Source organism: Micromonospora sp. TSRI0369 (assembly GCF_001905625.1).
Classification (GTDB): Bacteria; Actinomycetota; Actinomycetes; order Mycobacteriales; family Micromonosporaceae; genus Micromonospora; species Micromonospora echinospora_A.
The window spans coordinates 334,897-347,710 of the sequence record NZ_LIVU01000003.1 but is presented as its reverse complement, the minus strand read 5'-3'; the positions used below and the strand labels follow the sequence as shown (position 1 = coordinate 347,710).

General features: G+C 74.6%; 12 protein-coding genes. 8 read left to right on the top strand and 4 right to left on the bottom strand.

Annotated features, from left to right (window positions below):
• Positions 1-102: 102 nt before the first annotated feature.
• Both AMK25_RS10420 and AMK25_RS10415 read left to right on the top strand, forming a co-directional pair.
• Complete coding sequence (locus AMK25_RS10420; protein ID WP_073827960.1) at positions 103-465, top strand: ArsR/SmtB family transcription factor; 363 nt, start codon at positions 103-105, stop codon at positions 463-465.
• A gap of 179 nt (positions 466-644) precedes the next feature.
• Entirely contained in the window at positions 645-1,265 is a 621-nt protein-coding gene (locus AMK25_RS10415; RefSeq protein WP_198937513.1) for a pyridoxamine 5'-phosphate oxidase family protein, read from the top strand.
• Between the two features lie 49 nt (positions 1,266-1,314).
• Here the strand turns inward: AMK25_RS10415 and AMK25_RS10410 are convergent, their stop codons facing one another.
• The gene (locus AMK25_RS10410) at positions 1,315-2,220 is read right to left on the bottom strand and encodes a helix-turn-helix domain-containing protein (RefSeq protein WP_241826318.1); all 906 of its coding nucleotides are present in this window, start codon (positions 2,218-2,220) and stop codon (positions 1,315-1,317) included.
• 298 nt (positions 2,221-2,518) lie between these two features.
• Between AMK25_RS10410 and AMK25_RS10405 the strand changes: the two genes are divergently transcribed.
• Genes AMK25_RS10405 through AMK25_RS10380 form a run of 6 tightly spaced genes read left to right on the top strand, consistent with a single transcriptional unit; the run spans position 2,519 to position 7,630 of the window.
• Entirely contained in the window at positions 2,519-2,896 is a 378-nt protein-coding gene (locus AMK25_RS10405; protein WP_073827957.1) for a cupin domain-containing protein, read from the top strand.
• On the top strand, positions 2,889-4,253 hold the full coding sequence (locus AMK25_RS10400) for a class I tRNA ligase family protein (protein WP_073828625.1): 1,365 nt from the start codon (positions 2,889-2,891) through the stop codon (positions 4,251-4,253). The genes AMK25_RS10405 and AMK25_RS10400 overlap by 8 nt, the downstream gene beginning before the upstream one ends.
• Positions 4,246-5,274 (top strand): NAD(P)/FAD-dependent oxidoreductase, encoded by a 1,029-nt coding sequence (locus AMK25_RS10395; protein WP_073828626.1) that lies wholly within the window; start codon positions 4,246-4,248, stop codon positions 5,272-5,274. Before AMK25_RS10400 ends, AMK25_RS10395 begins: the two co-directional genes overlap by 8 nt.
• 16 nt (positions 5,275-5,290) lie before the next feature.
• Positions 5,291-6,550 (top strand): lysine N(6)-hydroxylase/L-ornithine N(5)-oxygenase family protein, encoded by a 1,260-nt coding sequence (locus AMK25_RS10390; RefSeq protein WP_073827956.1) that lies wholly within the window; start codon positions 5,291-5,293, stop codon positions 6,548-6,550.
• A 5-nt stretch (positions 6,551-6,555) separates the two neighbouring features.
• Positions 6,556-6,939: a hypothetical protein gene (locus AMK25_RS10385; RefSeq protein ID WP_073828624.1), complete on the top strand. Its 384-nt coding sequence runs from the start codon at positions 6,556-6,558 to the stop codon at positions 6,937-6,939.
• Positions 6,932-7,630: a LysE family translocator gene (locus AMK25_RS10380; RefSeq protein WP_073827955.1), complete on the top strand. Its 699-nt coding sequence runs from the start codon at positions 6,932-6,934 to the stop codon at positions 7,628-7,630. The genes AMK25_RS10385 and AMK25_RS10380 overlap by 8 nt, the downstream gene beginning before the upstream one ends.
• Positions 7,631-7,671: 41 nt before the next feature.
• Here AMK25_RS10380 and AMK25_RS10375 read toward each other — a convergent pair whose 3' ends face one another.
• From AMK25_RS10375 to AMK25_RS10365, 3 genes are read right to left on the bottom strand one after another with little or no spacing between them, the layout of a single operon-like run.
• Positions 7,672-9,195 (bottom strand): methyltransferase, encoded by a 1,524-nt coding sequence (locus AMK25_RS10375; RefSeq protein WP_073827954.1) that lies wholly within the window; start codon positions 9,193-9,195, stop codon positions 7,672-7,674.
• 34 nt (positions 9,196-9,229) lie between these two features.
• Positions 9,230-11,020 carry an ABC transporter ATP-binding protein gene (locus AMK25_RS10370; RefSeq protein ID WP_073827953.1) on the bottom strand — a complete coding sequence of 597 codons (1,791 nt, stop codon included), beginning with the start codon at positions 11,018-11,020 and terminating at the stop codon, positions 9,230-9,232.
• Positions 11,017-12,738, bottom strand: coding sequence for an ABC transporter ATP-binding protein (locus tag AMK25_RS10365; RefSeq protein ID WP_073827952.1), 1,722 nt, complete (start codon positions 12,736-12,738; stop codon positions 11,017-11,019). Before AMK25_RS10365 ends, AMK25_RS10370 begins: the two co-directional genes overlap by 4 nt.
• Positions 12,739-12,814 lie beyond the last annotated feature (76 nt).

Below are 12,814 nucleotides of genomic sequence, written 5' to 3'. Positions count from 1 at the left end.
TCCGCGGCCGGACGGAGGTCAGCAGGCTCCCGGCGTGCATCTGACGATGATCCGGTCCTGGTTGCACGGGCAGGTGGCCGCCGTTGGTGCAACGATGCAGGCGTGGGAACTGCGAAAACTGTCACCCCTGCCATCTCGCCGCTTGCCGGCGAGCCGATCAAGCGCGCCGATGCCGAACGGCTCGCGGGAGTGCTGAAGGCGTTCGCCGACCCGGCCCGGCTACGCCTGCTCAGCCTGATCCAGTCCGCTCCGGAGGGCGAGGCGTCCGTCAGCGACCTCACCGCGCCGCTCGGGCTGTCCCAGCCGACCGTCAGCCATCACCTTCGGATCCTCACCGAGGCCGGTCTGATCGAGCGGGAGAAGCGAGGTGTGTGGGCGTACTACCGCCTGGTGCCGTCCGCGATCTCGGCGATCGCCGAGTTGTTGACCCCGCCGCGCAAACGACCGACGAAGAAGGTCCGCTGAGCAGCCGGCCGCAGGACCGCCCGCGCACCCGCTGACCCGACCGCGTCGCGTCCCGGATCGTCCGCCCGCTCTTGAGGAGCGCGGCCGGACCCGGTAGAAACGGCGGGACCGACGGGAGATCAGCCGTGACCGATGCCGACGAGCGGTTGTCCGCGACACCGCGTACCACCCTGCGCCGGATGAAGGAGAAGGGGCACCGCGACCGCGCCGCCCTGTTCGACGTGCTCCGGGCCGCCTTCGTCTGCCACCTCGGCGTGCTCGTCGACGGCGCTCCGATGGTGGTGCCGACCGTCTACGGCTTCGACGACCGGCACCTCTACCTGCACGGCTCGGTGGCCAGCCGGAGCCTCACCACCGACACCGACGTCTGCGTCACTGTCACCGTGGTCGACGGCCTGGTGCTGGCGCGCTCGGTGTTCGAGCACGGCGTCAACTACCGCAGCGCGATGGTCTACGGCCGGCCCCGGTGGGTGACCGACGCCGAGGAGAAGCTGCACGGACTGCGGCTGCTCACCGAGCACGCCGCCCCCGGCCAGTGGGACCACGCCCGCCGCCCGAATCGGCGGGAACTGGCGGCCACCGCGCTGCTGGCGCTGCCGCTGGCCGAGGCGTCGGTGAAGACGCGCAGCGGCCCGCCGGACGACGGTGACAGCCCGGACGCCGCGCTCGGGCTCTGGGCCGGCGAGCTTCCGCTCGTGGCCCGCTGGGAGCAGCCGGTGACCGATCCGGCGCTCCCGCCGACCGCGCCGGTGCCGGCCCACGTGGCCGCCCGCGCGGGCACTCGCGCCGACCGGCGCTGACCGGGGCGGCCGCGCCGCCACGCGACCGCCCCGGTCCACCGGTGGCGTCCTACCGCAGTTGACGGGCGACCTCCGCGAGCGGCAGGCGGGGCTGGACGGCGGCGCGGGCGGCGACCACCGCCAGCGCCCGGGGCACGCCCGCGCAGTGGGCGATGATCTGCCGTACCGCCTCGCGTTCGGCGGTGAGGCGACGCTCGCCGAGACGGGCCGCCAGCAGCTCCCACGACTCGCCGGCGGCCAGCTCGTCCACCACGATCGGACGCGCGGCCTCGCCGACGACCAGCCCGGTGAGGCGGTCCCGGCTGGTCACCACCACCATGCAGCCGGGGACGCCGGGTAGCAGCGGCCGCACCTGGTCGGCGTCGCGCGCGTCGTCGAGCACGATCAGCATCCGGCGCCCGGCGAGCACGCTGCGGTACAGCCCGGCGCGCGCGGCCGGACCGCAGGGAATGCCGCCGGGCACGTCGAGCGCCTCGATGAGGCTGCCGAGCGCCTCCGCGGGGGTCACCGCCGGCCGGCGCGGGTCGCTGCCGCCGAGCTGGACGTGCAGCACACCGTCGACGAACCGGGCGGCGGACCGGTGGGCCCAGCGCAGCGCCAGCGCCGTCTTGCCGATCCCGGAACGTCCGATCACGACGCACACCACGACGCTGGACATCCGCCGCGGTCCGCCGTCGAGCAGCCGGTCGAGTTGCCGCAGTTGTGCCGACCGGCCGGTGAAGCCGGGAATCTCCAGCGGCAACTGCATGGGGCGGATCCGGGCCGGCGCCGGATGGGCCGGCAGGCCGAGCACGTCGCGCAGCAGCCGGACGGTCGCCGGGCGCGGGCGCGTCACCCGCGACGACTCCAGGTTCCGGATGCTCCGGACGCTCAGTCCGGTGCGGGCGGCCAGTTCCTCCTGAGTCAGGTTGGCCCGTCGCCGGGCGGTAGCAATTTCGTCACCCAACGTATCCATGTAGCCGATCACAGCGTCGTCTCCGTACCGGTTCTGGTGGATTCGTGCAGGAGGACCACCACGCCGCGGCCACTGAGCGGGCAGTCAGCGGCGCCATTGCCGGTGATCTGCCGGTGAAGCGCCTGTTGGCCAGACGAGGTTAGGTCCACAGTGGGACCGACGCTATCGACCGAAGTCGAATTGCTACTCCGGCAGGCGGCTGGCTCGGCGTCGCAGAAGCACAACTTCCGGTCACTCTCCGCAAACCCTGATCCGTCCGGCGCGCCCGACGGGCGTCGCGCCGTCCAGGAGGACGAACATGCGAAGGTACGTCAGCGACACCGCCGAACTCACCGACGAGTACGGCATCCAGATCGGCCGCTGGACCCAGTACCGCGATCTCGGCCCGTTGCCGTTCGACGCCATGTGGTGCGTGATCCCGCCCGGCGGCAGCAGCACCGAGGACGTCCACCCCGAGGTGGAGTTCGCCGTGGTGACCCGCGGCACCGCCATCTACGAGGCGGGCGGCGAGAAGGTCGAGGTGCCGACCGGCGGGGTGATCCTGCTCGAACCCGAGCAGCGCCATGTCATCCACAACCCCTCCCCCGAACAGCCGCTCACCATCCTGAGCGTCTACTGGATGCCGCGCCCCGAGACCGGGCAGCCGGACGCGGGTGACGGGACCGACCGTGGTTGACGGTCCGGCCGGGCGGGGCGCGGTGCTCCTGGTCACCCCGCCGCCGACCCCCAACGGTCCGCTGCACCTGGGGCACCTCAGCGGCCCGTACGTCGCCGGGGACGTCGCGGCCCGCGCGTTGCGCGCCGCCGGCCGCCGGGTGGTGACCCAGTGCGGGCTGGACGCCCACCAGAACTACGTGCTCGCCCGGGCGGAGGCGCACGGCGAGACGCCCGCCGACACCGTCGCCCGCTACGGGTCGCTGATCCACGCCGCGCTGCGCGCCGCGCGCATCCGCTACGACGTGATGGCCGACCCGCTGGCCGACGAGGCGTACCGCCGGGCGGTGGCCGGCCTGCTCACCGAACTGGTCGCGGCGAAGGTGGTCGAGGTCGCCCCGGTGTCGCTGCGCGCCTGCGCGGCCTGCCGGCGGACCCTGCACCACGTCCGGGTAGCCGGGCGCTGCCCGGCCTGCGGGGCCGGCGCGAACGGCGGCACCTGCGAGGGGTGCGGCGGCTTCTGCACCGCCGCGAACCTGGTCGACGCGCTGTCGACCTGCTGCGACGCGCCACCGGAGCCGGTCACCCACACGGTGCCGGTGCTGCGGCTGGACGAGCACCGGGAACGGCTCGCCGAGTTCTGGTCAGGGGCGGTGCTGCCGCCCCGGCTGCGCCGGCTCGTCGCGTCGTACCTGGACGGCGGGCTGCCGGAGGTGCCATTGGCGTACCCGACGGACTGGGGCATCGAGTGGGACGACGGCCTGCGCATCGACGTCTGGGCCGAGATGGCGCTTGCGAACCTGCTGCTGCCCGCCCGCCACCTGCGGCCGGACGCGGACACGCTGGCCGGGTACCTCGACGCGTGGCGGGACGTGGACGAGCAGTGGATCTTCCTCGGGGTGGACAACGCCTTCTACTACGCGCTGCTCATCCCGGCCCTGCACCTGGCCGCCGGGCTGCCCGACCGGCCGACCGGCCTGGTCGTCAACGAGTTCTACCGGCTCACCGGCGCGAAGTTCTCCACCAGCCGGGGACACGCGATCTGGGCGCACGAGTTCCTGTCCGGCGAGGACCCCGCAGTGGTGCGGGCGTTCCTGAGCTGGGACCGGCCGGACAGCTACGAGTCGGACTTCCGGCCGGAGGTGTACGAGGCGTTCAAGGCTCGCTACACCGCCACGCTCGCCGGCGCCGTACCCGGCCTGGACGGTGTGCTCGCCGACGTCGAGCTGACCCGGGGCGAGCAGGCGCTGCGCCTGGCGCACTTCGACCCGGCCACTGTCGTCCGGGCGGCGCTGGCCGCGTACCCCGGTGACCCGGGCCGGGCGGCCCGCCTGCTCGGCGTCGTCGGCGGCGCGGAACCGGCGGCCTCCGATGGGTGAACCCAGGGTGCTCGTCGTCGGCGCCGGCCTCGCCGGCGCCCTGCTCGCCCGGCGGCTGCGGGACGCGGGCGCCGAGGCGGTGCTGATCGGCCCGCACGGCGGCGGCCCGGGCGGCCGGCACGCCGACGCCACCGCCGCCTCCGGCGGGCTGGTACGCGCCTTCGAGCCCGATCCGGCCGCCCGGTCCCTGGCCACCGCGAGCCTCGCCGAACTGCTGGACGACCCGGCCCTCGCCACGGCCGCCGGGTGGCGGGCCACCGGATCGCTCTACCTGCTCGACGCCGGGACGGCGGCCGGCGTGGCCGGGGCCGAGGTGCTGACCCGCGACGAGGTCGCCCGGCGGTTCGGCTTCGACCGGCTGCCGGACGGCACGGTGGCGGTCTGGGAGCCCGGGGCCGGCTACCTCGACCCGGACCGGTTGCGGCGCAGCGTCCTGCGGGGCCTGGACCGGACCGAGACCACGCCGGTGGCCCGCCTCGGCGACGGCGCGGTCGAGCTGCGCGACGGCCGCCGGCTCACCGGCGACCTCGTCGTCGTGGCGGCCGGGGCCTGGACGCCGGGCCTGCTCCGCGCCGCCGGGCTGCCGACCACGCTGCGCACCAAGCACATCCAGTACGCCCACCTCCGCACCGGCCGGGCCGACCTGCCGTGTTTCGTCGACGAGACGAGCGGCCTGTACGGGCGGCCCGCCGGTCCGGGGCGCGTCCTTCTCGGACTGCCCAGCGACCGCTGGGACGTCGACCCGCCGGCGCCCGCGCCGGACACCGGGCTGGCGGCGCGGGTCCTCGCGGTCGCCGCACGGCGGCTGCCCGGCCTGGACCCGCGCCCGGACGGCCCGCCGGTCAGCGCCGCCGACTGCTACAGCGACCCGCCCGGCCTGGCCCTGCGCGCCGTGGCCGGCACCGTGCACACCTTCACCGGCGGCAGCGGCGGCGCCGCCAAGACCGTCCTGGCCGCCAGCCGGCTCGCCGCCACCGCCCTGCTGAACTCCCGATCCGCGATCCGTGTCCCGCACGGCTAGACACAGAGGCAGACTGATGACGCAGACCTATCACACAGTGGGAATCGGCGCGGGGCCGGCGAACCTGAGCCTCGCCGCGATGTACGATGCGCTCGCGCCGCACGACATCGCGCTGTTCGAGGCGCGGGACCAGCCGGGCTGGCACGACGGGATGCTGCACAGCGGCGTACGCATGCAGACCGGCTGGGTCAAGGACCTGGTCTCGCTCTACGACCCGACGCACCCGCTGTCGTTCCTCAACTACCTGGTCACCACCGGCCGGGTCTACGCCCTGCTGGGCGCCGGGTTCGACACCATCCCCCGGATCGAGTACCAGCAGTACCTGGTGTGGGCGGCGGAACAGTTGCCGCGCATCACCTACGGCACCCGCGTCGACCGGGTCGAGTTCGACGGCGCGATCGTCACCCGCAGCGGCGGCACGGAGGTCGCCCGCTCCCAGCACCTGGTGCTCGGCAGCGGGACCGTCGCTTTCGTACCGGACTTCCTGGACGCCCTGGATCCCCGGCACCTGTTCGTCGCCGACGAGCTGAACCGGCGCCTGGCCGGCGTGCCCGACGAGCCGGACCTGCCGTGGATCGTGATCGGCAGCGGCCAGACCAGCGCGGAGTGCGTCGCGGCCCTGCTCGCCCGCGGCTGCCGCGACATCAAGTGGATCGGGCGGCGGTCCTGGTTCGCGCCGCTGGAGGACTCCCCCTCGGCGAACGACCTGTACCGGCCCGCCTACCAGGAGGCGTTCCTCAACCTGTCCCGCGACGTGCGGGAACGGCTGGTCTCCGGGCAGATCCTGACCAGCGACGGCATCTCCCCCGGCACGCTGCGCGGCGTCTACCAGCACAACTACGAGGAGCGGCTGCGGACCGGACGGTTCCCGGTCACGATCATGCCGAGCCGTACCGTGACCGGCGCCCGGCAGCTCGACGGGGAGGTCGAGCTGGAGTGCCTCACCGCCGGCAGCGGCGAGGAACGGCACCGGGCGGTGAACGTGATCGTCGCGGCGGGACGGCGGCTGGCCCCGCTGCCCTTCGATCCGGAGCTGTCCGCGCTCATCGACGTGGACGAGCGCGGCGAACCGGTCATCGAGTCGGACTACTCGATCCGGTGGAAGCACGCCGACGACCACAAGATCTTCGTGCTGAACCGGGGGCGGTACGTGCAGGGGCTCGTCGACTCCAACCTGAGCATCCTGCCGATCCGCAGCGCGATGATCCTGAACTCGATCGCCGGCCGCACGGTCTGCCGGTTCCGTGACGACTACGTGAGCACCCGGTGGGCGTGAGCGCGATGACGACATTCGACTACGACGGCCGCGTCTTCGTCTCGGTGGACCACGACGCCGGTGACGGCGCCGAGCCGCTGCGGGGGCACTACCACCAGCGTGGCGACCTGGTCTGGGCGGAGATCACCGGCGGCCCGGTCCGGCACGGCCGGCTGGCCGGCACCTGCGACGCGCAGGGCGTGGTGCGCTTCGCCTACCTGGAGGTGCTCACCGACGGCACCATAGTGGTCGGCGAGTGCGAGTCCCGGCCCGAACGGCTGCCGGACGGCCGGATCCGGCTGCGGGAACAGTGGCGCCGGCACGGACCACGCCAGGACAGCGGCGTCTCCGTCATCGAGGAGGCAGTGCCGGCGCTCGCCGGAGGACAGGAGAGCCGGCGTCGTGTCTGACATCCAGATCATCAGTTTCGTCGCCGCCAGCCTGCTCATCATCATCGTGCCGGGCGTCGACTTCGCGCTCGTCACCCGGCAGACCGTCAGGTACGGCCGGCGGGCCGGGTTCGTGGTGCTGGCCGGGCTGTTCGTCGCCGCGCTGGTGCACGCGTCGTTCGCGACCGCCGGCCTGTCCGCCCTGCTGGTCTCCTCGCCGACGCTCTACACGGTGCTGCGCGTCGCCGGCGCGCTGTACCTGCTCTACCTGGGCGGCACCATCCTCTGGGCGACCCGGCCGCGCCGGACGGTCCCGGCGGCGCAGCCGGTCACGGTCGGCGCGGGCGGAGCCGGGCCGGACACGGACACCGGCCCCGCGCCGGTGCCGGACACCCCGGCCGCCGACGAGCCGCACGTGGCCCGCCGCTCGTTCGTCATGGGCGTCACCAGCCAGCTGCTGAACGTCAAGGTGGTCGTCTTCTACGTCTCCTTCGTGCCGCAGTTCGTCAAGCCCGGCGACGGTGCGGCGGCCCGTACGGCGGTGCTCGCCGCCACGTTCATCGGCCTCGCGGTGCTCTGGTGGGCCTGCTACATCATGCTCATCGACAGGTTGCAGCCCTGGCTGACCCGGCCGTCGGTGCTGCTGGTGATCGAACGGCTGACCGGGCTCATCCTGATCGTCCTGGCGATCCGGATCGCGCTGAGCCGGTGAGCGACGACGGCGCCCGCCGAACGCGGCGGGCGCCGTCGGTCTCACTGGTTGCGGGGGCGGTGGGCGACGGTGAGGACGTGGGTGGTCGGCCAGTCCAGCGGCCCGCCGTCGAGGTCGGTGAGGGACGCCACTGGTGCGATCCGGTTGTCGATCACCCACTGGTTGCGCACCGGCGCCGAGGCCGGGCCGATCTCGAACCCCGCCTCGGTGAGCAGGTCCGTCCAGTCGGCGAAGCTCAGGCCGCAGAACTGCTCCTGCGTCTCCGACAGCCAGTTGTCCGTGTAGTCCTTGCGGGTCAGGTAGTCCATCGCGGCGCCCAGCGCCAGGCGTACCGCGCCGTCGGGGAGCGGCTCGTGGTCGAAGCCGAACGCGAAGTCGACGGCGAACTGGTCCAGCCGCGCCCGCGTCGACAGCCCGCCGACGTAACGCCGGACCTCCGCCGAGGTCAGCTCGGCGAGGTCGGTGCGGGGCGCGGCCGGGTTGTCGCCGTCGTCGGTGGACAGCCGCAGGAGCACCTGCCGCCGGGGGTCGTCCGGACCGCAGACGTCGCTGTTGATCCAGACGCCGCCGGGCACCGTGTGGTCGTGGATGCGGCGGGCGAACTGCAGCAGCGACTCCCGCCGCCGCCCGTACGACCAGATCTCGTGGGTCAGCGCGAAGGTGAGCGTGGTGTCGACCGAGCGGTCCTTGAACACCGCGCCGCCGAGGACGTTGCGGTGGAAGAAGTAGACGTTGGCGTTGCGGAACACGCCCTGCGCCTTCTTGTGCAGGCACTCCTGGTAGAGGTGGCGGGCGACCTCCACGCCGATCAGGTCGCTCTCGCGCAGCGCGGCCTCCCGGTCGGCGAGTTCCAGGACCGCGCCCGCGCCGCAGCCGATGTCCACGATGCGTCCGGGCTGCACGTACCGGCGTACCGAGTCCCACTTGCGCTGCGCGGCCGTGGCGAACGCCTCGACGTAGGTGCGGTAGTCGCGGGTCACTGTGAGACCGCCCTCGTCGCCGACGAGCGGGTCGTTCACCACCGACCGGATCGACTCGACCAGGCGGTAGCGCTCGAACACGTCGATGGTGGCCGGGTGGGTGAGCGCGCGCCAGGTCTCGTCCCCGGCGGCCAGGCGCAGCAGCACGTCCCACGGCCGTTCGGGCGGCTCGGGCAGGTCCGGGTCCGCCTCGACCTGCGCGATCGGGAAGCCGAGACGTTCGTACAGCTTCGCGACCTCCGGCGTGGAGCAGGCCAGCACGGTGTCGGCGGGGGTGAGTTCGAGCCCGGTGGCCACCGCGATGGACTTCAGCGTCACCTCGGCGAACGCGTCGGTGTACGCGGTGTCGAAGACCGGCACCACCACCGAGCGCAGCCCGCTCAGCACGCTGAACCGTTCGATCGCGGCTTCGCGCCGGTGGTACGGCACCGGGTTGCGCCTGGTGTTCTCGTGGTTGGCCGACGTCACCGCCCAGACCACTGTGGCGTCGTCCCCGGCCAGCCGCCGCAGGTAGCCGGCCTGGAACCGGGTCAGCAGGTGGTGCCGCCCCGGGAAGAGCACGAAGCGGGCCGGCGCGTCGGTCATGTTCCCCTCACCTGGGCCGATGGGCGGTGCGCGATCATACCGGGACGCTCCAGGAGCGCCACAGATGCCCGTACCGGCCGTCGGCGGCGAGCAGTTCCGAGTGCGTGCCCTGCTCCACGATCCGCCCGTGGTCGAGCAGGACGATCCGGTCGGCGGCGACCGCCTGGCTGAGCCGGTGCGCCACGATCAGCGTGGTCCGTCCCTCGGTGGCGGCCAGCGCCGCCCGGTCCAGGTCACGCGCTCCGGCGCTGCCGGCCTCGGCGGTGGCCTCGTCCAGCACGGCGACGGCGGGCGCGGCCAGCACCAGCCGGGCCAGGGCGACCTGCTGGGCCTGCGCGGCGGTGAGCCGGTGGCCGCCCTCGCCGACCGCTGTGGCCAGCCCGTCCGGCAGCGCGCGCAGCCAGGTGGTGGCGCCGACCCGGTCCAGCGCGTCGAGCAGTTCGGCGTCGGTGGCGTCCGGGGCGGCCAGGCGCAGGTCCTCGGCGAGCGGCCCGGCGAAGACGTGCACCTCCTGGCTGACCAGCGCGACGTCGCGCCGCACGGCGTGCTCGCCCCGCTCGGTCAGCGGCACGCCGCCCAGGCGCACCGACCCGTCGGTGGGCGCGATGATCCCGGCGGCGATGCCGGCGAGCGTGCTCTTGCCCGCGCCGCTGGCGCCCACGAGCGCGACCCGCTCCCCCGGGGCCAGGCGCAGGTCGACGTCGGCCAGGACCAGGGGGCCGTCGTCGTCGTAGCGGTGCCGGCGGACCGTGACGTCGAGCGCCGCCGGGCCGCGCCGCCCGGCCGACGAGGGCGCGGGCCCGGACGGGGCGGTGTCGGGCAGCGTGGCCACGCCGACCAGCCGGGCGAGGCTCGCGCCGGCCTGCAGCACCGAGTCGGACTCCATCAGCAGCAGGCCGATCGGGTTGAACAGCCGGTGGAAGTAGAGCGCGGCGGTGGTCGCCGCGCCCACTGTGACCAGGTCGGCGCGGACCAGGAAGAACCCGGCGACGAGCACCGCGGCCAGGCCGAGGAACTCCGACCTGTTGATCCGCAGCCCGAACCGGGTGTGCAGGTTGAAGATCTCCAGCGACAGGTCGCGCGCCACGCCGGAGCGCTCGGCGATCGCCGCGACGTGCGCGTCCTCGGTCCGGTACGCGCGCACGGTGGCCGCGCCACGCAGCGCGCCGGCCATCGCCTGCGTCCGCTCGCCGGTGGCGACGCGCTCGCGGGCGTAGTACGGCGCCGACCGGCGCAGGTACCAGCGCAGCGCCAGCGCGTAGGCGGGCGCGGCGACCAGCCCGGCGAGGCCGAGCCGCCAGTCGAGCGCGACCAGCCCGAACACGGTCAGCACCACGGACAGCAGCGCGCCGACGAACGCCGGGCCGCTGACCGCGATCACGTTCGTCACCACCGCCACGTCGTCACCGACCCGGGCCAGCAGGTCGCCGGTGCCGGCCCGTTCCAGCGTCGCCGAGGGCAGGTGCAGCGCCCGGTCGAGGACCCGCTCGCGCAGCCGGGCCAGCACCGTCTCCCCCAGGCGGGACGCGAGCGCGGCCCCGGCGGCGGTGAGCAGCCCGGTGAGCACTGCCGCGCCGGCGATCACCGCCACCCGGCCGGCGATCCGGGAGACCGGGGCGTCGGCGATGACGTCGTCGACGAGGCGGCCGAGCACCCAGGGCGCGACCAGCCCGCCGGTGGCGGCGGCGACGAGCACGGCGGTCGCGGCGGCGCTGAGGCCGGGTCGCCGGCGGAACTCCGCGCCGAGCGTCGTCCAGGTCCGCCGGGCGGTCGCGGTGGGCAGCAACACCCGCGTGGGTTCGGCGGTACGCGGGTCAGCGGTCACCGCAGTGTCTCCTCGCGGTAGCGGGCGTCGGTGGCCAGCAGGTGCTCGTGCGTCCCCTCGGCGGCCACCCGGCCGTCGGCGATCACCACCACCCGGTCGGTGATCCGCAGCAGGGCGGGGCTGCTGGTGACCAGCAGCGTGCCCCGGGGCGCTTCGCGGCGCGCGCCGGCCAGTCCGTCGGCGAGTTGGGCCTCGGTGGCCGCGTCCACGGCGGTGGTGGGGTCGTGCAGCACCAGCACCGGCGGGTCGGCGTGCAGCGCCCGCGCCAGCCCGAGCCGCTGGCGCTGCCCGCCGGAGAGGTTGGCGCCCCGCTCGACGAGCCGGTGGCCGAGGCCGCCGGGGTGCGCGTCCACCACGTCGTCCGCCGCGGCCGCCCGGACCGCGGCGCGCAGGCGCCCCTCCTCGGTCCTGCTCCCGGCGGCGAGGTTGGCGGCCACGGTTCCCTCGAACAGCGTCACGTCGTGGGGCTCGACCAGGACGGCGCCGCGCAGCGCGTCGACGTCCAGGTCGTCGGCGGGTACGCCGTCGACGCGTACCGTGCCCCGGCGCCGGTCGGCGGGCACCCGCCCGGACAGCAGCGCCACCAGCGCGTCCGCGTCGGCCGGGTCGTACGCCAGGACGCCGACGATCTCTCCCGGGTCGACGCGCAGGCACACCCCGTCCAGCGCGGCGTGGCCGACGTGGTCGAGGACGAGCCGCGGCCCGTCCGTGCGGTCCGGCCGGGGCGCGCTGCCCGGCCGGGTCAGCGGCTCGGCGCCGAGCACGCGCCCGACCCGGGCGGCGGAGGCGCGGGCCATCGCGAACAGCTGTACGCAGTAGCCCAGCGTCTGCACCGGCTCGGCGACGAACTGCGCGAGACCGACCACGGTGACCAGCTCGCCGATGGTGAGCCGGCCGCGCAGCGCGAGCCAGCCGGCGACCCCGGCGACGGCGGCGAGGAAGAGGCCGTTCACGGCGGTGGTGAGCCCGAGGTGCAGGCCCTTGGTGTTGGCGGCACGCAGCGTCACGGCGAGGGCGCGCCGGCTGGCCTCGGCGTACCGGCCGGCGGCGTGGTGCTGGGCGCCGATGCCGCGCAGCACGCGCAGGCCGGAGACGAGGTCCACGGCGAGCGCCGTGGTCTCCGCGAGGGCCTCCTGCTGGGAGGCGCTGCGCCGGGACAGCAGCGGCGCCATCCGTTGCAGCGCCAGGACCAGCACCGGTACGCCGATGAGCACGCCGAGTCCGAGCGGGACGTCGATGACCAGCAGCGCGACCGCCGCGACGGTCAGCGCGCTCACCGCGGCGACGCCGAAGCCGGCCACCCGGACCACGTACGCGGAGAGTTCGGCGTCGGAGGCGGCGACCGAGAGCAGCTCGCCGTCGCGCAGGCCGGAGCGGTGCCCGCGCGGGTCGAGCGCGCGCTCGGCCAGCTCGACACGCAGCAGGTGCGCCTCCCGCTCCACCGCCGCGAACGCCTGGCGGGCGCCGTTGCGGTAGGCGAACGCCAGCACGGTGAACAGGGCGGCGAGGCCGGCGACGGAGTACGCGAGCGCCCACGGGTCGCCGGTCACCACGGCCCGGTCGATGATGACGCCGATCGCCACCGGCACGAGCGCCTCGGTGACCTGGTGCAGCCCGAGCAGGGTCACGCCGATCAGCACCGGGCGGCGCTGGCGGCGCAGCGCCTGGCGGAGCACGTGCCGGGCGGTGACGGCGCTGCCGGGGGGAAGCGGGGACACGAGGGGATGCCTCCAGTGCTGTGAAGTGAGGACAGCCTAACCTCAGCTTCACGGGTGGCCGAACCGCCGGGGGTGG

What these genes read in the sequence shown, in the direction of transcription:
- AMK25_RS10415 (WP_198937513.1), top strand. Translation starts at nt 645, where the DNA reads ATGAAGGAGAAGGGGCACCGCGACCGCGCCGCCCTGTTCGACGTGCTC.
- AMK25_RS10410 (WP_241826318.1), bottom strand. Translation starts at nt 2,220, where the DNA reads ATGGATACGTTGGGTGACGAAATTGCTACCGCCCGGCGACGGGCCAAC.
- AMK25_RS10405 (WP_073827957.1), top strand. Translation starts at nt 2,519, where the DNA reads ATGCGAAGGTACGTCAGCGACACCGCCGAACTCACCGACGAGTACGGC.
- AMK25_RS10395 (WP_073828626.1), top strand. Translation starts at nt 4,246, where the DNA reads ATGGGTGAACCCAGGGTGCTCGTCGTCGGCGCCGGCCTCGCCGGCGCC.
- AMK25_RS10390 (WP_073827956.1), top strand. Translation starts at nt 5,291, where the DNA reads ATGACGCAGACCTATCACACAGTGGGAATCGGCGCGGGGCCGGCGAAC.
- AMK25_RS10385 (WP_073828624.1), top strand. Translation starts at nt 6,556, where the DNA reads ATGACGACATTCGACTACGACGGCCGCGTCTTCGTCTCGGTGGACCAC.
- AMK25_RS10375 (WP_073827954.1), bottom strand. Translation starts at nt 9,195, where the DNA reads ATGACCGACGCGCCGGCCCGCTTCGTGCTCTTCCCGGGGCGGCACCAC.